Source organism: Runella sp. MFBS21 (assembly GCF_029433105.1).
Taxonomy (GTDB): domain Bacteria; phylum Bacteroidota; class Bacteroidia; order Cytophagales; family Spirosomataceae; genus Runella.
The window spans coordinates 193413-215882 of the sequence record NZ_JARNTW010000009.1 but is presented as its reverse complement, the minus strand read 5'-3'; the positions used below and the strand labels follow the sequence as shown (position 1 = coordinate 215882).

The window sequence follows — 22470 nt, the reverse complement described above, 5'->3', positions numbered from 1 at the left end:
TTGGTATTCAATCTTTTTTACATCTGTACACCTGATTTCATTATGAATCTTAAACCTCTTTTTATTTTAATGTTGTCGTGGTTGTATGTGTCTCTTTGGGCCCAAACACCCGCGGTGCTGTTGGTCAAAGAAGAGCATATCTTCCAAAACCCACCTTTTAATTCATGCCATGCTTCTAGCATTGTAGAACTAGGCAATCAGCACCTGATGGCTACGTGGTTTGCTGGGACTGCCGAAGGAAAACCCGATGTGTGTATCTGGATTTCGGAATACAAAAATGGAAAATGGAGTGCCCCTAAGCAGATGGCCGATGGTATTATAGACGCCAATACTCGCTACCCGACGTGGAATCCTGTATTGTTTAAAACCAAAGCGGGCAAATTAATGCTTTATTACAAAGTAGGCCCTAATCCTCGCGAATGGTGGGGTATGGTGAGAAACTCCAACGACAACGGGAAAACGTGGTCTAAGCCCGAAAAACTTCCAAACGGAATGCTCGGTCCTATCAAAAACAAATCTTTTCAGCTCCCTAATGGCGATATATTACACCCCACTAGCACCGAAAGCGTAACGGGCAATATTTGGCACGTGCACCTCGAAAAAACCGATAAAAACGGCAATAATTGGCAAAAAATCGAAATCAACAACGGGGAATTTGGCGTGATTCAGCCCAGTATTCTTACTTATGCTGATGGCCGTTTGCAGATGTTATGCCGTAGCCGCCAAAACTACGTAGTACAAACTTGGTCTAACGACGGTGGAAAAACATGGGGACCATTGAGTACTATCAATCTCCCCAACCCTAATTCGGGCACCGATGCCGTTACGCTCAAAAATGGCCTTCAAGTACTGATTTACAATCCTTTACAGAAAGGAAAAGAGTGGTCAAATGGTCGCAATAAACTTCGGGTAGCGGTTTCTAAAAATGGTACCGATTGGCAAGATGTATATACCTTGGAAGACGAAGCCAAAGGTGAATTTAGCTATCCTGCTGTGATTCAAACGAGCGATGGACTGGTACACATTACTTATACCGATTTACGTAAAAATGTAAAACATGTTGTGCTGAGAATCCCTGATGTATTGCCTCCCAAAGCAGTAGGTGCCCTTCCCTCCAAAGCTCAAATGGCTTGGCATGAAATGGAACAAAATGCTTTTATTCACTTCACTACCAACACTTTTACTGATTTGGAATGGGGATATGGCGACGAAAAACCTTCGATTTTTAACCCCACTCAAACAGACGTAGATCAATGGATACGGACGCTCAAGGAGGCTGGATTTAAAGGTGCGATTCTCACTTGTAAACATCACGACGGATTTTGTCTGTTTCCGAGCCAATATACGGAACATTCTATCAAAAATAGCCCTTACAAAAATGGTCAGGGCGACATCGTGAAAGAAGTAGCAGAAGCCTGCAAACGCCACGGGCTCAAATTTGGCGTTTATCTTTCGCCTTGGGATCGCAATCATCCCGAATACGGCAAGCCTGCTTATGTAGAATATTATCGCAATCAGCTCAAAGAAATCTTCACCAACTACGGCCCTGCTTTTGAAATGTGGTTTGACGGTGCCAACGGCGGCGACGGTTATTATGGAGGCGCGCGCGAAAAGCGCCGTATCGACGGCTCAAAATACTATGATTGGCCTGCTACGCTCGACATTGTACGTAAAATGGAACCTGACGTCATTTTCTTTAGCGATGCAGGGCCGGGCGTAAGATGGGTAGGCAATGAAAGAGGTGTAGCTGGTGAAACCAACTGGAACATCATCACGCCCGATACGCTGTTTGCAGGTAAAGCTGGTATCGAAAAACTTTTGAATACGGGTTCGGAAGATGGTACTCACTGGATTCCGGCGGAGGTAGATGTGTCTATCAGACCAGGCTGGTTTTATCACGCCAAAGAAGACAGTAAAGTCAGAACCCCCGAAAATCTTTTTGATATTTATCTTACATCGGTAGGACGAGGCTCCACATTGCTCCTAAATGTGCCCCCCGACCGTCGTGGACTTATTCACGAAAACGACATTCAATCTTTGAAAGGATGGAAAGCGATGATTGACCGTGAGTTTAAGACTAATTTGGCACTTAAAGCCAAAACTACCGCTTCGTCGTATAGGGGTAAGGCTGTCAATTATGCTCCTTCCAACCTTACCGATGGAGACAAAGAAACCTACTGGGCTACCAACGATGACACCAATACGGGCAGCATTGAAATTGATCTAGGTAAAACACAGACTATCAAATACATAACGCTCAAAGAATACATCAAACTTGGCCAACGTGTTAAGGGCTTTAATGTAGAAATCTGGAAAAATGGTGCTTGGCAAAAAGTAGCCCAAGCTACTACCATTGGCTACAAAAGAATCTTGAAAATCACCCCCACTGAGGCGTCAAAGATTCGGGTCAACATCACTGCGTCGAAAGCATCTCCTGTACTTTCGAGTATCGAAGTTTACTAAAACTAAAAGGCATCCAAAGTGTAAGCACGCTGGATGCCTTTTTATTTTTTCTTCAAATAATTCTTTTTTGCTCAAATCCAAAACTCTTTTGTTTTCCGTACATACGTCTAGTTTTTAAGTATCTCACAACGAATCACTTTAAAAAAACTAACGTCATGTCTTACGCGAAAACACTCTCTTTAAAAGGGCTATTGCTCTTAGTAGTACTATCCACATTCTATGCTTGCACAGACCACCGTCTTCCACCCGACCCCACCACGCTCCCTGATGCTAACTTTTATGCACTGACCGATGGTAACCAACTTTTAAGCTATAATCTTCGCTCCTTGAGCAGCGCACAAGCTACCGTAAGTATTAGTGGCCTTCAACAAGGCGAACAAATGCTATCCATCGATTTTCGTCCTGCTACGGGGCAGCTATATGGAGTAGGTAGTACTAGTCGCATTTATGTCATCAATCCCATGACTGGTGCTGCAAGAGCCATTGGCAACCCTTTTTCGCCAGCACTCAATGGCACAATGGTGGCATTGGATTTCAACCCTACTGTAGATAGAATTAGATTGGTAACCAATACGGGCCAAAACTTACGCTTACACCCTGAAACTGGCGCCGTAGTAGCCCCCGACGGGAACATCAACGGCGTTGCGGGTGCCACAATCACAGCCGTTGCCTATACCAACAACCGCGCCGGAGTGACCACTACCACGCTGTATGACATTGACCCCGCCACCGACCGTCTTTACAAACAAGACCCGCCCAACAATGGCGGATTGGTAGATGTCGGTCCACTAGGATTAGATATTACTGCCGCTGGAGGCTTTGACATTGCTCCCGACGGAAATGCCATTGCAGCCGTTACGGTATTTGGTCAATCCGAGTTGAATCAAATTGATTTAAACACAGGCCGTCTTCAAAAATTAGGGACACTCTCTGGCAATATCATAGGCATAGCGATTCCTACTGAACCTGTAGCGTATGCCATCGATGCTTCCAACAATTTGCATATTTTCAACCCGATGAATCCAGTTCTTACTACCAAGACTATCATGGGGCTACAACCTAGCGAAACCCTCTTAGGAATTGATATGCGGCCTGTCAATGGTCAATTGTATGCTTTGGGAAGCACGAGCCGAATCTATACTATCAATGTCAACAACAATACTACTGCCACCGCTACAGCACTCGGTAGTGGACCTTTTTCGCCCGCTCTTTCAGGTACCAATTTTGGGTTTGACTTCAACCCCGTTCCTGACTTGATTAGAGTAGTAAGCAATGCTCAACAAAACTTACGTGTAAGTCCTGTAACGGGTGCTGTAACTACTACCGACCCCAATCTAAACCCAGGAGCCGCCGTGGTTTCGGCAGCAGCTTACACCAACAATTTTGCTGGTACAGCTACTACTACTCTGTATGACATCGAAACTCCAACGGGTAGCAATGCGATGCTATATATGCAAAACCCACCCAATAATGGTACTTTAGTAGCAATAGGCTCGTTAGGCATTACGGTCGAAAGCGCCAATGGATTTGATATTGGGGGAGCGAGCGGCACCGCTTATGCCTTGTTGCGTTCTGGTGGTACTACTCGAGTATATACCATCAATCTTTCGACGGGTGCTGCTACCGGTGGTGCCACCCTTCCTGGCAATCCCACGATTAACGGTATGACGGTAGGTCTGGGTTTTTAAACATAAAACTAATATGTCATTCCACAGATTGTAGAGCATAGCTAGCCTATAACAGATGCCAGAGAGAAGCTTAAGATTTGTAATAAGTTTGTGTAAAAATCAAAATCTTATGCTACAAAGGTTGAGCTTCTCCAACAACATTCTCATATTCTGCCTCGGAGAGGCACAAGGTTTGTGGCTAATAGCCTACAAAAAACAAATAATAAGCATAAAAAACCCTTCTGTTTGAGTAAACACCAAACAGAAGGGTTTTTTATGAATCACCTCAATCTGGGCTAACTCTCGTATTTTATAAATAAAATCCTCTTATAAAAACTTAGATTTTATAGCTATAAAACCCTCTCTAAGCAAGCCTAAATCAGACCCTAAAGCCAGACACGAAAAACCCATTTGCTTCAGCACCGTAATATCGGAGAAATTGCGGATTAAAATTCCCGCTTGCTTTTGGTGGAAATCAGCTGCGCTACTTACCTTCTTGAGAGCTTCTTCATAGGGCATAGTTTGGTGAGGATGCCGGGTCGAAAGGTCTAATTTCAAATCGGCAGGCCCCACAAATAATACATCAACCCCCTTCACAGCCGCGATGTGTTCAACGTTTGTTACCCCTTCGTAATCTTCAATTTGGCATAAAAACAAGGGAGCGAAAGTAGTTCGAACATCAAGGCCATATTTAAAAACACGCGCCGAACTTGAATAACCTCGATGTCCTAAAGGTGGGTAATTCATGGCATTGACACAAGCCTCGGCTTGCTCAGGAGTAGAAACATGAGGTAGCATAATACCCGAAGCACCCCAATCCAACAACTTAGCAATCAACGCCGTATCTAGTTTCCCTACTCGCACGATGAGTTTAGTACCTTCACGTTTGGCCGCTTGTAGATTGGCCAGCACTTCCGCGTCAGTGATACAACCATGCTCTAAATCGAATAACAACCAATCAAAACCACACTCTGAAGCCAGCTCTGCAATCACGGGCGAACCAATTGACAACCAAGTACCAAGACTCAATAGTTTTGCATTTGAATCACTCATAAGTCTTTGATTTGAATTTTGTTTTGTAAACCAAGACACGCCATTTTGATACGTTGTAGTGTAAACGTTTTCAAAGCAGCCCCGTCTGAATCAGACCCAATCAGAAAAAAGTCTGACTTTCTATCAAAATAGTTAGCACCTACTCTAATCACGGCTTTTACCACCATATTACGAAGTAAATGCAACCAAAAGCGGGGCAAAAAATCAGGTGGTAAAGGCTTAATAGACTCATAACCCTTCATAGCCTCTACAACCACTATTCCGGTATGAAAACACGCCAACAACGACAAATCGTCGGTGATATCGCCCGAAACGGTATCATCCCAATCAATAAACGCTTTTATCTCATTAGGCTCTCCTAAGATATTCCACAAGGCCAAGTCTTTGTGTACTAAACACCCCTGTGGTACCCTGAGAAATTGTTCATATTGAAGCACTAGCTGCTCTATCTCGTTCGACTCGGAGGCTTTTAAAAACTTGCGTACTACTAAAAAATCTAGGTGCTTTTTCCAATTCAAAAAGAAATAATCGCGGTAAGTAGGATGCAGACCTTTGAGTTTTCCTGTTTTCCTCAATACAATAGGGTCAAACGGCCCAAAACCCTCTAATTCGACAGCTTGCCATTGGGCTATATTCTCTCCGATTTTTTGGGCAACCGCCAAAAGATTCAGTTCACCTGCTTTATGGATTTTGTTTAAATCAGGATAGGGTAAATATTCCAATACTTGATATGCAAAAGGGACATGGTGACGAGTAGCATCTACCGCATACACAACAGGAGCAGGCACACCAAGGGATTTTATTTCTGTCAAAACACGTGCTTCAATTTCCATAAAATCATCGCCTTCGGGGCCATTTTCAATACGAATAAATCGTTGTATACCATTGTATTCAGCCACGTATGTCAAGTGATTCCCTTGCCCATTACCTGAACGGAGACGTACGTTTTCACTTCCAAAATAATTCGCTAAAACAGGATGTAATAAGGTTTCTATTTCGGCTGTTTCCAAAATATCTTCGCGCTCTTCCAATGCAAAAAAAGCAGAAGGACGGTCACATTTCCAGTAATAAATACTCTGTCGGTTTGTCATGCTCGTGAATTAGGAAGTTCTTTTGTGCCACCATGATGCCAATAGCGACCCCGTTACGTTCATCAATGGTCCGAAAATGGCCGGCGCTAATCCTACTGTTGCTATTTTACCCATTTCTTTAGCAATACCCGAAGCCAAACCGCCATTTTGCATTCCAACTTCGATAGCAATGGTACGGCAATCGCGTTCGTTCATTTTACATAAACGAGCCGACCAATACCCAAGAAAATAGCCGGTCAAATTGTGAATCAGCACCAACAACAATAAAATAGGTCCAATACTCACCAGATTGTCGCGTCCCGCAGCGGTAATGACCACAATCGAAAAACCAATCCCAAACATGGAGATAAGCGGCATAGCATCGTCGAGCCATTGGATTTTGCCACTAAACAATCGATTGAAAAGTAACCCCGCACCAATCGGCAAAATGACCATTTTCATGATATCCCACATCATATGCCATACATCTATTTCGACAAAAGCCCCTGCCAAAGTATTCATCAATACGGGTGTAACAAAGGGAGATAGTAAGGTAGAAATCGCTGTAATTGTCACTGAAAGAGCCAAATTGGCTTTGGCCAAATAAGAGATAACATTAGAAGCCATACCATTGGGCGAACAGCCAATCAGGATGATACCCGCCGCAATTTCGGGTTCTAAAGGGCTCAATCGCGCGAGAGTAAAACCCAACAAAGGCATAATAATGAAATGACTTGTGACCCCAATCAACACCCCTTTAGGCATCTTGATTACCCCAACAAAATCTTGCAGGCTCATAGACGTTCCCATGCCAAACATAATGAGCTGGATAAGGGGAGTGATGAGACTCGTTAGCTTAAAATCACCCCACTCCCGAAAATAGTGCGGATAGTATAAAGCCATAGTAACCGCCCCCAAAATCATTACCGTATAGGTGTAGCTTTTTAGTGCTTCATAGCCTCTGAAACTAAAAGCGAGAAAGCAAAAGAAGGCAATAAGGGCAGGACTAGCCGAAGTGCTATCGTATAGAAAAGTCATGATAAGGGTACAAAACAGGCAAATACCCGCTCCTATTGCCGAAAATTTGTATATATTCATTATTTAGCTATTTCGGAAGGAGCAACTAATTTATCTAACCCTAAAGGCCTGCTTATTACTATTTTTGCTTTTGACTTACGCCCACCAAATCGACCTTCGAGAATGTCTTTTTCGGTAAAACGTGCCATCAATATTTCCCCATCGAAATCCCGATTACGGTCATAAGAAATATAAATGGTGCCGTCGGGGGCTTGAAAACCATCTGGATATGAAATACCTCGACGCTCATCTAACATCAACCCTCCTATCCATGTTTTTCCATCATCTTCTGACAAATAAGCGGTGAGCTTCGAACGAAACTTGGTCTTTTCATCAATAGCCCCATGTCGTATCATCAAAATCCGGCCTGATTGTAAACGTCGCATAAAATGCCTAGAACCAATATGTTCCAGGTATTTTTGGGGTTCTGACCACGTTTTTCCCTTATCTGTTGACACACTTTCCCACATCCCGTTACCTGTTCGTGCTGTCATCCACAATGTGCCATCTTTACGTTCTATAATGTGGTGTTCATCAAATTGAGGTTGAGGATAACGAACTCCCCCCCGACGAGTCCATGTTTTTCCTTGATCATTAGATGCAAACACATTGGCCATACGTAAAGAGTCTAGCTCATGAAAAGCGTCTTTATAAGTCTCCTTAATTTTTGTCCGATCCCACAACGATACTGGCAATAGCCAAGTGCCATCTCTCAAAACGATAGGTTTATTCAAAGTACATCCATCCGAAATTCTTACAGGGGCAGACCATACAGGATTAGAGGCATCGGGATTTTCACATACAGTATACCAATTTCCATCCCGACCATCAAACATAGTCATAGATTGGTCAAAAAATAGCCATAGTTTCCCATCAGGATCTAGCCATAAACACCCCACGACCGTTCGTCGTTTTTCCTTCAGAGAAGGATTGTGAGGGTCAATTACCATTTTTGGTTTAGACCATGTTTGACCGTCGTCATCGCTAGTATTGAGAACAAAAAAAGCATCATCATTGTCTCCTCCACCAACCCAACATGCCCATATACGTCCTTTAGGAGTGCGTTCGACGCCAATAGTCATTCCATAATCCAACTTATCATAATCATAAATTGGCAGGGGTGATGTATTTATTTTGGGGGGTATTAATGCAGCATCTACAGTGGCTATTTCTTGGGCTACGATTGGCCTTCCAAACCATAGCGCAATGAGTAAGGCTACCCATGCTCCATATTTTTTTTGCGAAAATTTGTCATTCTTAATCATCATGATTCGTCATTACTAATAACCTGGATTTTGTTCTAATTTTTTGCTGAAGTTGGCGTCGATAGCACTTTGTGGAATAGGCCAAAAAGCGTGTTTTTCTTGAATAGTAGCTCTAGTATCAGCTCGTAGATTGTACTTTCGTACTCTTTCGACCAATTTCCCAGTTCTTACCAATGTCCTGTGACGAGGCTCTTCTGTAATCAGTTCTCGGGCGCGTTCATCTAAAATATAATCTAAATCAACTTGGGCAGGGACTACTGGCTTAGCTTGAGCCCGTTCTCTTACTTTATTAATATCGGCGGCTGCTTTTACCAAGTCCCCTTTGTACATATATGCCTCAGCACGAAGGAGATACGTCTCGGCTAAACGAAAGACCATAAAATCTTTAAAAGTCCGTCCAGTAGTATTATTTCCTGACTTTCCAACTTTCCCCTCTACTTTTCTAAGTGTTGGATAAAGCATCTGGAAGGTATCAAGTTTGGCATAATGACTTTTCTCTACCATCTTGCGGAAATAAGCCGACGCAGGATTTGTATAATAATGGTCACGACGAATATTATGCCTAGAATTACGAATATCATTTGACCAATTGTTAGCCCATAAGTCGTATAAGAAGTAACTCGTAGGTCTTACCCAGCCTACACCACGGCCTAAACTATCGACGATGATCATACCAGGCTTACCGTCAGGATCTCTCACATTAATATAAAAAGGAGCCCAAGCCCTGAGTAAGTAGTTGCCACTATTTCCTCCCTGCCCTCCTGGGGTTTGGTCTTCAAATTGCCAGTTAAAAATGGACTCCAAATTTCCAGAGCTACGATTTTGATTACCGTCTTTAAACAAATCCGAATATACATCTCCAGGCAAGTCTTTTTCGGTGCCAAACCGCGTTGTCATTAGCTGATAAAGTCCAGAGTTAATTACTTCCGAAGCACTAGTTATGGATTTGTCATATTCTTTTAAACTAATGTAAACCTCCGAGAGTAAATGGTCAGCAGCAGCTTTCACTACACGTCCTTCGTTTGCTTTAGCGACTGTAGCTGGTAGCCACTTAGAAGCAAATTCCAAATCTTTTTTAGCCGACTCATATACTTCAGTGCGAGTATTTCTAACAAAATCGGTTTTAGGACCCGAATAAATTGTATCCACAATAGGTACACCACCATAGAGATTTGCTAAAAAATTGTGAGTATAGGCTCTAAAAAAACATGCTTCAGCTATAATAGCGTTTTTTTCTGCCTCATTGGTCCAAATTTTACTTAACTCAGGTTTGTTGGCATAGACAATAATCGTATTGGCTTTCAAGAGCATATCCGAATAAGCCCAATCCCAGTATCGTTGTACACACAAAGTGGCGGGTGTGAGGTAAGTGTCATAATTACGAAAATTAGCAGCCGCATTCTCACCACTACAGGCGATGTCTGTACCCATTTGTTGATTAATATACCATCCAAAAGAATCAAACTTCCCAAGTTCTTCCCGAGCAGACATATGCAATGCGGTGATATAAGTCTCAAACCCTGCCTTTGAAGTCAACACAATCTCCGAATTTAACGAAGCTAAGGGTTTTTCATTTAAGAAATTATCTTCACAGGCAGTGAGGGAAAGCCCTACCAAGAAGAGGATAAAGAGAGAGAATCTAGGTGTTTTCCACCGACTATTCAAAAAAATTTTCATGTTATCTTCCATTTTATTGAGAGCTATTAAAATCCAACATTCAATCCAAGCGTCCAGCTTCTAGGCACAGGAAACCCTCTGGCTGTACCACCACTTTCAGGATCTGTACCCAACCAATCTGTAAACGTGGCTAGGTTTTTTCCACTAGCAAAAACTCTAGCATTGGCCAGTTTTATTTTATTTAAAATCGACTTCGGAACATTATACGTCAAAGACACATCTTGAATTCGTATAAAATTTCGACTTAGATAATAGTTGTGTAAAAATGGATTAGGATAGCCTAGTGAAGGGCGGGTATTAGATTTATTTTGTGGAGTCCACCATCCAGCATCCAAACGATTTACGGGGCGATTAGGATAATTTCCTGAGCCTGACAAAAAATATTCTATGTCAAGTTCGTTGAGTGTAGCAATCCATCCTTGCATCGCATTGACAAATACCGAAAGAGAAAAGTTATGATAATTAAATGTATTGGTGATTCCCCACCGAACCTTTGGTTGTCCCATTTGTCCTATGATTGTGCGGTCATCAGCAGCTGTTATTCTACCATCACCATTCAGATCTTTTAGCTTCACATAGCCAGGTTTAAAACCAGACGGAATTTGGTCTCCTTCTTGATAAATGCCGTCAAAGACATAATCATAAGCCACATTGACAGGCTGTCCAATAAACCATTTATTGCCAAGGTCATCATCTTCTAAACCATCTCCATTGGTATCTGACTGATATAAGTGTACAATCTTATTTTTGTTGGTAGAAAATACTACATTAGTATTCCATTCAAATTTTCCTTTGCGGAAGTTGGTAGAATTGAGACTAATTTCTAAGCCTCTGTTGTTGGTAGCTCCCAAGTTTGTCCAAACAGAATTATATCCAGTCATTGTAGGTAAAGAGCGCTCCATAAGCAAATTCTTTGTATTCATGTTATAAAGCTCGAAGGTACCACCCAATCGTCCTTTAAAAAGCTCGAAATCAACGGCTACATTAGAGGTGTAGGTAGTTTCCCATTTCAAATCTGCATTGGCCATAGAAGACGGATAAACACCTAGCGAAGAAGCTCCCCCGTCTCCAAACACATAGCGAGTAGTAGCAGAGAGACTAAGTGACTGATAAGGACTTATAGCTTGGTTACCAACAGCCCCGTAAGAAGCTCTAAGCTTTATCATATCAATGAATGGAATACTTTCCATGAACTTTTCTTCTGAAAGAATCCAAGAAAAAGCACCTGAAGGAAAAGTAGCATATTTGTTGTTGGCAGCAAAGACTGAGCTTCCATCACGACGAGCAGTGAGCGTAAGCAAGTATTTATCTTTGAATCTATAATTCAAACGAAACATCGACGATACACCATCAGAAGCGGCCGCCGACGAGGTATTGGTCAGAATACCACCCAGCCCTAAATTGTTCCAACCAAGAGCATCCGAAGACAATTGCGAAGCATTGGCAGTAGTTGATTCAAAACCTAGGTGATTTCGACCATAAAGTAATGTCGCATCTAGTGCATGGTTCTCATTAAATCGGTGATTATAAGCAAGAATATTCTCAAGCACCCAATCAGAGTCTTCCCGATTAAATTTGCTTGCCGAGGTAGTATTTCCAGCAAAATGCTTGTCTTGTCTAAAGAAATTATAATTATGTTGCCATCTATAATTAGGTGAATAATTAATTCGGTACGTCAATCCATCCACTTGGGGAATACTAAAGAGTACATAAAAATTTGCAAAGAGGTTGTTAGAAATTTCTTCGTTTGTAGTCAAGAGCGCACTACGTACAGGGTTACCAGAAATTTGGTCTTCAGGCACTAGCCACTGTGTGGGCTCACCGTCTTCGTAAAAAGGAGTGCCATAAGGGCTGACACTATACGGAGAATCAGCTTCTCTTCCTGAAAGATCACGACGCACATACGTTGCATTCATCCCAATAGTCAGCCATTTTGTTAAGTTATTTTCAATATTAGTTCTGAATGATAAACGTTTCTGATTATCATTGAACATCAACCCTTTTTCGTTTGTTAATGAAGCCGACACATAATAGTTGGTATTACTTGTACGGCCTGATATATTCAAATCGTAAGAGTTTATTTTTGCATTTTGAGATACCAAATCCCATGGGTCAATTGTTTGTCCTTTTTCGTAATTTACTAATTCAGAAGGTTGCAAATACGATTTGATTTGGGCTGGATCGTGGGTCAGTCCCGCAGCTTGACGATAATCTAATATCTTTTGAAGGTATCTTTCTGGCGTTAGAAGTTTTACTTTATAACTAAAATCAGAAACCCCACTAAACATATTAAAACGAATAGTAGGTTTTTCGGTTGTGCCCTTCTTTGAAGTAATCAAAATTACCCCATTTGCCGCCCGTGAACCATAAATAGCCGCTGCACTAGCATCTTTCAACACTTCCATAGATTCGATATCTGTGGGGTTGATGTCAGCCAAATTTCCGTTAAAAAAGATACCGTCTAATACGATAAGCGGATTATTTCCCCCACTCAACGACCGAGGTCCACGCACCAAAATAGAGCCTCCCTGCCCTGGGCGGCCGTTGTCTGTAAACTGTACTCCCGCTACTCTTCCGCGCAAAGCTTGGGTTACATTGGTATTAGGCAAGTTTTCGGTTTGCTTCATTTCTACCTTCGTAACAGCCCCCGTCACAAAACGCTTCGATTGGGTACCATAGCCCACCACTACCACTTCGTCTAAGGCTTTCTGATCCACTTTCAGATTGATGTCTATTTCTGTCTTAGAACCAATCTCAATGGTTTGGGTGAGATAGCCTACAAAACTCACCACCAACTGAGCGTCTTGCTCAGAAATACGAAGTTCATACTTGCCATTGACGTCCGAAATAACTCCCCGTTGTGTACCCTTGATGATAAGATTGACACCCGGTAAAGCGGCATTGTTTTCTGCATCTCGTACAGTTCCGCGCAATAGGCGGTCGGAAGCAGAAGCCATAAAAGAACAGAGAAGAAGCAACGATAAGGTGCATATCCTTAGCGTTGGTTTAAGCAATACTCTTGATTGTAAAGGGTTTAACATAGCTTCGTTTGGATTTGAACAACTAGAATCAGATGTGGTTGCAAATTTCAGCCAAAGCTCATTAAGCACCGTCCAATTAATTATCCACTATGTCCTTAAAATTATCATATCACTTTTCAATGGAATTTTATCATATTCCTAATTGTGCGTTTTTATGACCTCTAATCGCAATAATTACCAAAAAAATATCCTTATTAGCACAAAGCAGGTTTTTTTGTGGTATTTTGAGGTAAAATATAATTATAGTAAACTTGCTAACACAATTCGGAAACTTAGCTTGATTGCTCCATGAAACCGCAATTTTATTTAGTCCCCAGAGACATTCGAAGTTCGCACGTATCACGCCATCATACCCTACCCAACTTCGGTACCGTATGGCATTATCATCCCGAATTAGAACTGCACTATATTGTGCGTGGTGAAGGTGTACGATTTGTAGGAGATAATGTCAGCAATTTTAATGCGGGCGAGCTATTGCTGCTAGGCGAAAACCTCCCTCATATGTGGCGCTGCAATGAAGAATATTTCAGGCAAGACCCCACTATCTCCGCCGAAGCAGTGGTAGTGCAATTTTTGCCTGATTTTGTAGGAAATGATTTCTTAAAAAAATCAGAAGCAGACGCCATTTTGAGTTTGTATGATAAAGCTAAAGCAGGATTAATCATTACGGGTCATACGCGCGAAGCGCTCATTCCACTTATGCTTAAATCCGCAAAAACCACTGGTCTGAATCGAATGATTCTCATTCTTACCATGTTGGAAACACTTTCAAGAAGTGAAGAATTGTATCCTATTTCTACCAAAGACGCTCTCTATCAGCCCAATAAAGAAGAGACTGATCGTCTCAATAAAGTCTATAATTATACCTTAACACACTACAAAAAAGACTTAACTCTCGAAGAAATCGCCTCTGTGGCCAATCTTAGTGTGACCTCATTTTGTCGTTATTTCAAAATGGTCACTAAAAAGACATTTCATGATTTCTTGATTGAAATCCGTATCAGTCATGCCCAACGACTGCTCGTAGAAGATAGTTCGGTGACTACAGAAGCAGTATGTTTTGAATGTGGTTTCAACAATCGTTCTAATTTTTTTGGTCATTTTAAACGAATCACGGGCTTTACTCCTGTAGAGTTTAAGCGGCGCTGCCATCCTTAGAATCAATAGATTGTAAGACAATTTTATATTTTATAAAGGAAGAAAGAGACCTAAAATAGAAATCGGCATCAAATCACTTTGATGCCGATTTCTATGAATAAAATAATGTATGTTTTTTGACTAAGACTCGGAAGATTTACGACGATATTCCATAAATACAGCACCTACCAACAGTAACACCCAAGCAATAGCTGCAATCCTGTCAATTTGTTGACCTGTTTTGACGGTTGGAGGATCAAACTTAAATTCGATTTTGTGTTTTCCGGCAGGCACTACCATACCTCTCAAGATATAATCGGCCCGGAAATGAGGTGTTTCTTGACCATCAACATAGGCTTTCCAATCGATACCGCCCCGATAATAAATCTCCGAAAAAATAGCGATTTGCGGCGTTTTCGCATCTGACTCATACGTAAGATGATTAGGCTTGTAATCGGTCAATCTTATTTTATTGGTTGAGTCGGCCTGCGGCTTCACATTCTGTAATTGTTCCGCAAATCTTTTATCTACGAAAGCCGTCTGAAGAGGGTCAAATTTTTCCAATGCGTTTAGTTCTTCGTCTGCATTATTTACAATCTTCACTTCTTTTACAAACCAGGCATTTCCCAAAGCCTCAGGATTGCGCTGTACCATAGGCTGTCCGTCTTGACCAGGCACAATAAAATAACGCGTATTCAACATGTTAAAAATAGCCATGTTGTTTTTGGTCATATGCGCATCTACTACTTCACGATAGCGGCGAAGTGTAGCACCATGATATCCGCCAAGTGATTTGTGAAAATAAGAAATACGCGCATCTTGGAAAGGACTCGTAGTGAGATCAATCACCCGATAATTAGGATCTTTGTCTTGCAAAATCTGTTGATCCACTGCCGACGGCTGAAACAAATCATCGTGACTATAGTATTTAGGCTGAAAGCTATCGGCATTGAGATAATGCTTGTTGACAGTCCACATATCTACCAAAGTCAACAAGGCGATTCCTCCTACTACCACCAACCCGTTTTTGAGTTTGTTGGTAACATAAGCCCACAAAAGCCCCGCTCCCAGCAAAATAAATATCAAAGTGCGAAAAGCATCGCTACGCAACATACCCACTCTATCAGAAAGCAAGGCATTGTAAATATCATTGGCAGCGACACTATTATTGCCAAACTGTTGGGTCAGGTTATTAACTAATGCGGCATCGTTGGGAGAACGAAAGTCAAAAACGCCCGGAACTAAGCTGAATAGCAATGCTACCCCGCCAGTAAGCCCCAAGCTGATTAAAAATGGACGCTGTAGCACTTTCCAATCGGGTCGGTCTTCGATGATTTTTTTGAGTCCCAGTCCCGCAACTACAACTACACAAAGTTGAACAAGTGACAATGCCATACTTACCGCCCGAAACTTATTAAACATCGGGAAGTAATCAAACAAGAAATAGTTGACTACACTAAAGTTTTTACCCCAAGAAATAATCAAGAAAATCAGTGCTCCCAGCGCAAAAGGGTACTTGTATCGATTGTCGGCAATAAAAAGCCCTAACACAAACAAAAAACAAATAATCGCACCTGCATACACTCCGCCCCCTACAAAAGGCTGATCACCCCAGTAAGAAGGCATAGTACGAGCCACTTGAAAAGCGGTTTCGCCAGGGATGTTATATTTTTGGGTAAGGGCTTTATATACTTCCGATTTTTCATCTAATTCACCATTCGAAGCTCCTCCCGCGAAGTTCGGAATCAACAGAGTAAGCGATTCTAATTTGCCATTGCTCCACCCAAAAGCATAATCGCGATCTAGCCCTCCGCTCGATTTTTTCTCGCCTCCTGCTCCTACTTTAGGACTAAGTTCAGATTTGCCACGGATGGTTTCTTTGCTATATTCATAGGTAGACCACAACACCGACAAGTCGTTTGCTACTACCACTACGGCCATTAATCCAATAAGTACACTTGCCTTTATAAAAGAAGCCGCTTGTTTCTGGCGAATCGCTCTTACCAATTCAAAAATTCCTAATACCCCAATAAGAAGCCCCGTATAGTACGTAATTTGAGTGTGATTGGCCCATAGATTGAGACCGAATCCCACACTGAAAACCGCTGCTCCAAGCCACATCCGACCTTTATAAGCCCATATCAAACCTGCCAACATAATCGGGACGAATCCCAAAGAATGCACTTTAGAGATATGCCCCGCTTCAATGATTTGAATATTGTATGTAAAAAAGGCAAAGCCAATTGCGCCCAGTACACTAGTGAGCAAGCCACACTCTAGCGCCATCAACAAAACATAAATACCAATAAGATAGAAGAAAATATACCCTCCTTGTCCAAATTTATTAACGAAAGTCCCGAGCGGAATCAAGGCCCCTTTTGAATGATGCCCCCAGATAAAATACGTAGGCATTCCCCCAAAAGTGCTATTGGTCCAGCCGGTCCATTCACCCGTTTGTTTATAATACTCAGCCGCTTCATGAGAAGCCGCAGCGGCTTGCAAAGGGTCATTCTGAATCAGCGTTTTTCCTTTCAATACGGGGCTCATATATCCCCAAGAAAGCACTGCAAAGCCCAAAATCACCAACAAATGCGGCAATAAAGCTTTGAGATTAAAGGATTTTTTCATTGGTATTTACAGATTAGGTGATGCTCAACTGCGGTTTAAAAGCCGCCGTCATAAAATTACTTTGTTAAGAGTTTTTATCTTTTAATATTTTCACAATAACGGCAAAAATAATCATTTAGGGGGCAAAATTACACGCTGCCCATTGCTCCCCAAAGCTACTAAATACCAGCGGTTGGGCGAGTATAGCGATACACCCGAAGGCAAAACTCCTAAAAATCCCGTATCTTGGTATTGTACATTGTGATGTTTTTCAAACAAATCGTACCGTTTTTGGAATAAAGTCGAATAAGCCACTTTATTACCACTCACCACCCACACTTCTTTGAGTACCACGCCAGGTTGATTAAATTTCACCCAACCTCGTAAAGCGGTTTGATTATCAACGTTTTTAAGCCAATCTATATCATATTCTACAAGCTTATTTTGTAGAATCGTGTCAACATTCACTTTTATACCCTTCTCTATCTGGGCTAAATTCTCTTTTTCAGACAATAAGCTTGGCAAGGCTGGAGGCAAAAAAAGCCCTTCCTTTACCGACTTAATCAGCATGTCATTGGCATCTTTTAAGCGATAACTACCCCCTATCGGCAACCCATGCTGATACAGCCAATTATCGGCAACTCGGAGCTCTTTATTGTTTTCGATACGAGGCAGATACACTACTACAGAGATTGCATAAAGGCCCGCCGTACCAATAATACCTAGACCAATCACCCACTTTTTCAGAGGAGTGGCTACCCAATCTACCACCGTCAGAAACGAAAGCGCTAAAAACAAAGAAGAATTCATGCGATACCTCGATGGATAAGCACCTTCTATGCCTCTTCCGTACCTATTGAGTGCTACTACCACCGCTGTAAGCACTAAAAATGCCAGAATAGCGTATAAATACGTTTTTTTTAAAAAATATTTTTGGTAAGTCAAAAACAAAAACCACAAAATCCCAGTACCTCCTAATAGAGGAGCTACAAAAGGGATAGCTGGATGATAAAAATTAGAACCCAAAAAACCAGCCCAAAACAAGGCCAATTGCCCCCAATGAGCGTGCATTATGGTATACCCAATCGAAGGATAATTGGGCGGCTGATGATACCCATAAAAATATCCTAACACCGCCAAAACCATGAAAATACCTCCAAAAGCAATCTCTCTAAAACGCTTCTGAATCGCCCAAACCGACAACACAATGGGTATCAAGAAAAGACCACTTCCTATCGTTCCTAGAGCCATGAGGGTACTAAAGACAGTACCTAACCAAGCCCACTTTCCCGACCTAACAGCCCCATAAATCGCCAAAGCTACCCAAGCATGAATACCAAAATTAGCCAATGACGCCATACTCCAGAAGGTATTGTCCCAAGATTGAAACTGAAATACTAACAAAACCACCGGAATGAGTACCCAATACTTTAGATTGTTTTGAAAAAAATCAATACTCTTGAAAAGTAAATACAACCAAACAAGCAAACTGATATTTCCGACCCATATCAAATCAGTAAAGTGAATACTGCCCCGTAGATAGTAGTCAAAAAGAGAGATAAGTCGAATATAAAGAATGCGATGTTCGTTATGTTGTTCAAATAAGACCGATATTTTTTCTGAGGCCCGAGTAGAAGAAAGCCATTTTTCTACCACCTCCAATACCGCGATATAATCATCATAAAAAGGGAAATTATAACTATATATCGCCAAAACAATGGCATAAAAAACAACCACCAATAAACTGATAGTCAGAGCAATAGCATTATAAAATCTCTCACCTACTGGTAAGTTTACAGCAATTTTCATATTGCAAATATAGGAAGCAAATCACCTATCCTATTATCCTAGTGTTATTTTAAAGTATGGTTATTTTTTTAAGAAAATTTTAAAATATTCGGTATTTCATCGAAATAGAAAATAAATTTGTGTGTTTGAAGTAGAAATCAGTAGTTTCTCTACTGTACCCTATGAAAATAAAAACCACCTTAATACCTAACTTATGATCAACAAAATTGCGGTTTTTACCTCTGGCGGTGACGCCCCCGGTATGAACGCTTGCATCCGCGCCGTAGTTCGTACTTCTATGTACTATGGCATCGAAGTCTTTGGCATTCGCCGTGGTTATAATGGCATGATTGCTGGTGACATCTATCAGATGACGTCTCATTCGGTCAGTAATATAATTCAACGTGGTGGTACCATTCTCAAGTCGGCCCGTAGCAAAGAATTTATGACCAAAGAAGGCAGACAGAAAGCGTTCGAACAACTTCAAAAATTTGGAATCCAAGGTTTAGTAGCTATTGGCGGAAATGGAACATTTACGGGCGCCACTACCTTCTATGATGAATTTGGGATTCCGACTGTAGGTGCTCCAGGCACTATCGACAACGACCTTTATGGAACAGACTATACAATCGGCTACGATACCGCTGTAAATACAGCCCTCGAAGCTATCGACAAAATCAGAGATACCGCCGACTCCCACGACCGTGTGTTTTTTATTGAAGTAATGGGCCGTGACTCAGGTTATATCGCCATCCAATGTGGTATTGCAGGGGGTGCCGAAATAGTAATGGTTCCCGAGGTTTTAACACCTATCTCCGAAGTAGTCGAAACCCTCAAACAAGGCTGGAATCGCTCTAAATCTTCGTCTATAATTGTAGTAGCCGAAGGTGACGAAGAAGGAAACGCCGCCGAAGTAGCCGATAAAATCAAGGCTCGTTTGGAAGTAGATATGGACATTAGGGTCACTACCCTTGGACACATTCAGCGCGGAGGAATCCCTACCGCCTACGACCGTATCTTGGCTAGTCGTCTAGGTTTAGGTGCAGTAGAAGGTCTCATGAATGGTGAGAAAAACGTAATGGTGGGGCTTATCAACAACGAAATCGTTTATACTCCTTTCAGAGATACGATTCGATTGCCAAAACCCATTAACGAAGATATGCTACGCATGGTAAAAATATTGAGTACTTAGTGTGTTTTTTAATACTTTCTAAGTCAGTCGACTTAGAAAGTATTAAATATAACCTACTACTCGGTATACTACGTACCCTATCATCTCGTGCCAAACCAACGTAAACATCGCGAGAGACTTTTCGGAAGGAAAAAGCTGGTCAAACCACGGTTCAGATTTGGTTTGTAAGTAGTGAGCCGGAAAAGGAATTACCTCCAATCCTGCTTTTTCAAAACATCCAATAGCACGCCGCATATGAAATGCCGATGTGATGATGACGCACTGCTTTAGCCCAAACTTCTGCTGTAGAATTTGAGCTGAAAAAGTCGCATTTTCGCGGGTATTTTTAGACCTTCCTTCCTGAATAATATCACTTTCGGGTACCCCAGCAGAAACAAGCAAGTGACGTATTCCTTCGTTTTCGGAAGAGTGCAACTGACCCGTAATGAGCGAAGTTTCGCCCCCACTGATGATAATCTTTTTTATCTTACCTGATTTATAAAGATTCAAGGCTTGAATACCCCGATCTCCACTCTCTCCAAGCCATAGATTGTGTGATAAGGTATCATACTTTTTGACCGTTCCGCCCAAAAGTATCACTCCCACTTCATAGGTTTTTGCTGGTAAAATAGGCTTAGGCTCCCAACGTTTTAAAAGACCATTTACCAATACATCATTACTCATTAAATAAAGCCCTATCAAAGCACCTATGATTATCTTACGACTTCGGGCACGGTTTTTGGTAATAAGCGCATAGATTATCGCCATAAATACCATAGTCAACGGCATCATCAGCACGTCAAAGGTCTTAGATAATATAAAAAACATAGAAAGTGTTTGATAACTAAAGTTGATTAAGGTTCAATCGGAACGCTAAAAACGTAAAATTTTCGTTTAAATGACTAAAAATAAATCTTCTAATTTTGGGTTGAGTAAAACTAAATACACGATGAAATTAAAATTTCTTCTTTTCTTCTTCATTGTCGCTATCTATACGGATGCAGTTGCACAAGCAGGTTATCGCATCGAAGGACAAATCAAAGGGCTTAGTGGTGGAAATTGTTTCCTTGCCAATTATTATGCTACCCAAATTTATGCTAAAGATACCGCCCAAGCCGACGCCAACGGACGATTTGTATTTGAAGGCAATAAACCTCTATCGCAAGGAATTTATGAAATTGTATTACCCGACCGCAAAACCCTGCTGCGGGTCTTAATTACGGAAGATCAAAACTTTAGTTTTTCTGCCGATACTACCGATATCATTGGCAAAACCAAAGTAACGGGCAGCCGAGACAATGAAATTTTCTATGAATTTCAGCAGTTTATGAAAAAAACGGAAGATGAATACCAGCAACTAAAAGCGCAAAAAATTCCCGAAACAAACCAGCGTTTTAAAGACCTTCAAGACAAACGCAAAACTTTTTATGACAATTTCATGAAGCAAAACGAGGGTACATTTACCGTCAAACTCTTCAAAGCCTCTGCCGATCCTGAAATCCCCCCAGCCCCCAAACAAGCCAATGGCAAAATCGACTCAGCCTGGATATTCAATTATTATAAAAGCCATTTTTGGGACAATTTTGATTTTTCGGACGCCCGTATGTTAATGACGCCTTTTTTGCACCAAAAACTTGATAGATACATCAAAGACCTGACGGTGCAAGTCGAAGACTCTTTGGTCAAAGAAGCTGATTTTGTAGTGTCAAAAGCCATCAATGGAAAACAAAAAGACATCATCGCGTATACAATTTGGTTTATCACAAATCAGTACGAAACCCCAAAAATCGTAGGTACCGACGGGGTATTTGTACACATGGCTGAAAAATATTATCTCACGGGTATCATGCCAGTCTCTGATAGCTCTACGCTCCAAAACGTCAAAGAGAGAGTCAAAGTGCTTAAACCACTTTTGGTTAATAAAGTCATCCCTGACTTGGGCGTAATGAGCTACCGCGCCCCTGACCGCCTTGATTATATTCATGGTTCCAAAGCCGAATACGAAGTTGTGTTTTTTTATTCTCCTACCTGTGGTCACTGTCGCGAATCAGCCCCCAAACTCAAGACATTCCATGATAAATTTAAACCTCAAGGAGTGGAAGTTATGACTATTGCTATTGAGGGCAGCGAAGAAGAATGGCGGAAATTTGTCAAAGAATTCAAGCTCGAAAATCTTGTCAATACTTATGGTATGGTGGCTTCGCGTCAGGTAGTATATCGCAATGATTACGATGTATTTTCTACTCCCACGGTATATGTACTTGATAAAAACAAAAAAATTATTGCCCGTAGACTTGGCGTTGAAGATTTGGAACCATTTTTGAACGTGTACAAAAAACGATTAGCTATGGAACGCAAACCCTCAACCGCTAGTCGTCAATAACATTCTTACGAGGTTTGTCTCTCAAATTTGAAAAAGAGACAAATCTTGGAGACTTTTCTCCAAGCTACATC

General features: G+C 41.5%; 14 protein-coding genes. 5 read left to right on the top strand and 9 right to left on the bottom strand.

The features are described 5' to 3' along the window. Positions 1-42: 42 nt before the first annotated feature. Together P1X15_RS18605 and P1X15_RS18600 are read left to right on the top strand one after the other, a co-directional pair. On the top strand, positions 43-2463 hold the full coding sequence (locus P1X15_RS18605; RefSeq protein ID WP_277339637.1) for an exo-alpha-sialidase: 2421 nt from the start codon (positions 43-45) through the stop codon (positions 2461-2463). Positions 2464-2618: 155 nt separating this feature from the next. Beyond that, positions 2619-4151 carry a DUF4394 domain-containing protein gene (locus P1X15_RS18600; RefSeq protein WP_277339636.1) on the top strand — a complete coding sequence of 511 codons (1533 nt, stop codon included), beginning with the start codon at positions 2619-2621 and terminating at the stop codon, positions 4149-4151. Between the two features lie 306 nt (positions 4152-4457). On the opposite strand, the gene P1X15_RS18595 is transcribed toward P1X15_RS18600, so the two are convergent. Genes P1X15_RS18595 through P1X15_RS18570 form a run of 6 tightly spaced genes read right to left on the bottom strand, consistent with a single transcriptional unit; the run spans position 4458 to position 13313 of the window. Next, complete coding sequence (locus tag P1X15_RS18595; RefSeq protein WP_277339635.1) at positions 4458-5183, bottom strand: HpcH/HpaI aldolase/citrate lyase family protein; 726 nt, start codon at positions 5181-5183, stop codon at positions 4458-4460. Further along, positions 5180-6274, bottom strand: coding sequence for a phosphotransferase family protein (locus tag P1X15_RS18590; RefSeq protein WP_277339634.1), 1095 nt, complete (start codon positions 6272-6274; stop codon positions 5180-5182). The genes P1X15_RS18595 and P1X15_RS18590 overlap by 4 nt, the downstream gene beginning before the upstream one ends. A gap of 9 nt (positions 6275-6283) precedes the next feature. Then, entirely contained in the window at positions 6284-7351 is a 1068-nt protein-coding gene (locus P1X15_RS18585; RefSeq protein WP_277339633.1) for a bile acid:sodium symporter family protein, read from the bottom strand. Beyond that, the gene (locus P1X15_RS18580) at positions 7351-8598 is read right to left on the bottom strand and encodes a sialidase family protein (RefSeq protein WP_277339632.1); all 1248 of its coding nucleotides are present in this window, start codon (positions 8596-8598) and stop codon (positions 7351-7353) included. Before P1X15_RS18580 ends, P1X15_RS18585 begins: the two co-directional genes overlap by 1 nt. Positions 8599-8610: 12 nt before the next feature. Continuing rightward, a complete protein-coding gene (locus P1X15_RS18575; RefSeq protein ID WP_277339631.1) occupies positions 8611-10272 on the bottom strand; it encodes a RagB/SusD family nutrient uptake outer membrane protein in 1662 nt (553 codons plus the stop codon). Between the two features lie 26 nt (positions 10273-10298). Next, the gene (locus P1X15_RS18570) at positions 10299-13313 is read right to left on the bottom strand and encodes a TonB-dependent receptor (protein WP_277339630.1); all 3015 of its coding nucleotides are present in this window, start codon (positions 13311-13313) and stop codon (positions 10299-10301) included. A gap of 288 nt (positions 13314-13601) precedes the next feature. Here P1X15_RS18570 and P1X15_RS18565 point away from each other — a divergent pair, with 288 nt between their 5' ends. Then, entirely contained in the window at positions 13602-14471 is an 870-nt protein-coding gene (locus P1X15_RS18565) for an AraC family transcriptional regulator (protein ID WP_277339629.1), read from the top strand. 120 nt (positions 14472-14591) lie between these two features. Here P1X15_RS18565 and P1X15_RS18560 read toward each other — a convergent pair whose 3' ends face one another. Both P1X15_RS18560 and P1X15_RS18555 read right to left on the bottom strand, forming a co-directional pair. Then, positions 14592-17078 carry a YfhO family protein gene (locus P1X15_RS18560; protein WP_277339628.1) on the bottom strand — a complete coding sequence of 829 codons (2487 nt, stop codon included), beginning with the start codon at positions 17076-17078 and terminating at the stop codon, positions 14592-14594. Between the two features lie 111 nt (positions 17079-17189). Further along, positions 17190-18866: a hypothetical protein gene (locus tag P1X15_RS18555; protein ID WP_277339627.1), complete on the bottom strand. Its 1677-nt coding sequence runs from the start codon at positions 18864-18866 to the stop codon at positions 17190-17192. A gap of 196 nt (positions 18867-19062) precedes the next feature. Here P1X15_RS18555 and pfkA point away from each other — a divergent pair, with 196 nt between their 5' ends. Next, on the top strand, positions 19063-20037 hold the full coding sequence (pfkA, locus tag P1X15_RS18550) for a 6-phosphofructokinase (protein WP_277339677.1): 975 nt from the start codon (positions 19063-19065) through the stop codon (positions 20035-20037). Between the two features lie 42 nt (positions 20038-20079). On the opposite strand, the gene P1X15_RS18545 is transcribed toward pfkA, so the two are convergent. Continuing rightward, positions 20080-20844 (bottom strand): YdcF family protein, encoded by a 765-nt coding sequence (locus P1X15_RS18545; RefSeq protein ID WP_277339626.1) that lies wholly within the window; start codon positions 20842-20844, stop codon positions 20080-20082. 121 nt (positions 20845-20965) lie between these two features. On the opposite strand from P1X15_RS18545, the gene P1X15_RS18540 reads away from it, so the two are divergent. After that, a complete protein-coding gene (locus tag P1X15_RS18540) occupies positions 20966-22399 on the top strand; it encodes a TlpA family protein disulfide reductase (protein ID WP_277339625.1) in 1434 nt (477 codons plus the stop codon). The last annotated feature ends 71 nt before the right edge of the window (positions 22400-22470 follow it).

Excerpts from the sequence above, each read along its gene's own strand:
- P1X15_RS18605 (WP_277339637.1), top strand. The coding sequence starts at position 43 with ATGAATCTTAAACCTCTTTTTATTTTAATGTTGTCGTGGTTGTATGTG.
- P1X15_RS18600 (WP_277339636.1), top strand. The coding sequence starts at position 2,619 with ATGTCTTACGCGAAAACACTCTCTTTAAAAGGGCTATTGCTCTTAGTA.
- P1X15_RS18595 (WP_277339635.1), bottom strand. The coding sequence starts at position 5,183 with ATGAGTGATTCAAATGCAAAACTATTGAGTCTTGGTACTTGGTTGTCA.
- P1X15_RS18590 (WP_277339634.1), bottom strand. The coding sequence starts at position 6,274 with ATGACAAACCGACAGAGTATTTATTACTGGAAATGTGACCGTCCTTCT.
- P1X15_RS18585 (WP_277339633.1), bottom strand. The coding sequence starts at position 7,351 with ATGAATATATACAAATTTTCGGCAATAGGAGCGGGTATTTGCCTGTTT.
- P1X15_RS18580 (WP_277339632.1), bottom strand. The coding sequence starts at position 8,598 with ATGATGATTAAGAATGACAAATTTTCGCAAAAAAAATATGGAGCATGG.
- P1X15_RS18575 (WP_277339631.1), bottom strand. The coding sequence starts at position 10,272 with ATGAAAATTTTTTTGAATAGTCGGTGGAAAACACCTAGATTCTCTCTC.
- P1X15_RS18570 (WP_277339630.1), bottom strand. The coding sequence starts at position 13,313 with ATGTTAAACCCTTTACAATCAAGAGTATTGCTTAAACCAACGCTAAGG.
- P1X15_RS18565 (WP_277339629.1), top strand. The coding sequence starts at position 13,602 with ATGAAACCGCAATTTTATTTAGTCCCCAGAGACATTCGAAGTTCGCAC.
- P1X15_RS18560 (WP_277339628.1), bottom strand. The coding sequence starts at position 17,078 with ATGAAAAAATCCTTTAATCTCAAAGCTTTATTGCCGCATTTGTTGGTG.
- P1X15_RS18555 (WP_277339627.1), bottom strand. The coding sequence starts at position 18,866 with ATGAAAATTGCTGTAAACTTACCAGTAGGTGAGAGATTTTATAATGCT.
- P1X15_RS18545 (WP_277339626.1), bottom strand. The coding sequence starts at position 20,844 with ATGTTTTTTATATTATCTAAGACCTTTGACGTGCTGATGATGCCGTTG.
- P1X15_RS18540 (WP_277339625.1), top strand. The coding sequence starts at position 20,966 with ATGAAATTAAAATTTCTTCTTTTCTTCTTCATTGTCGCTATCTATACG.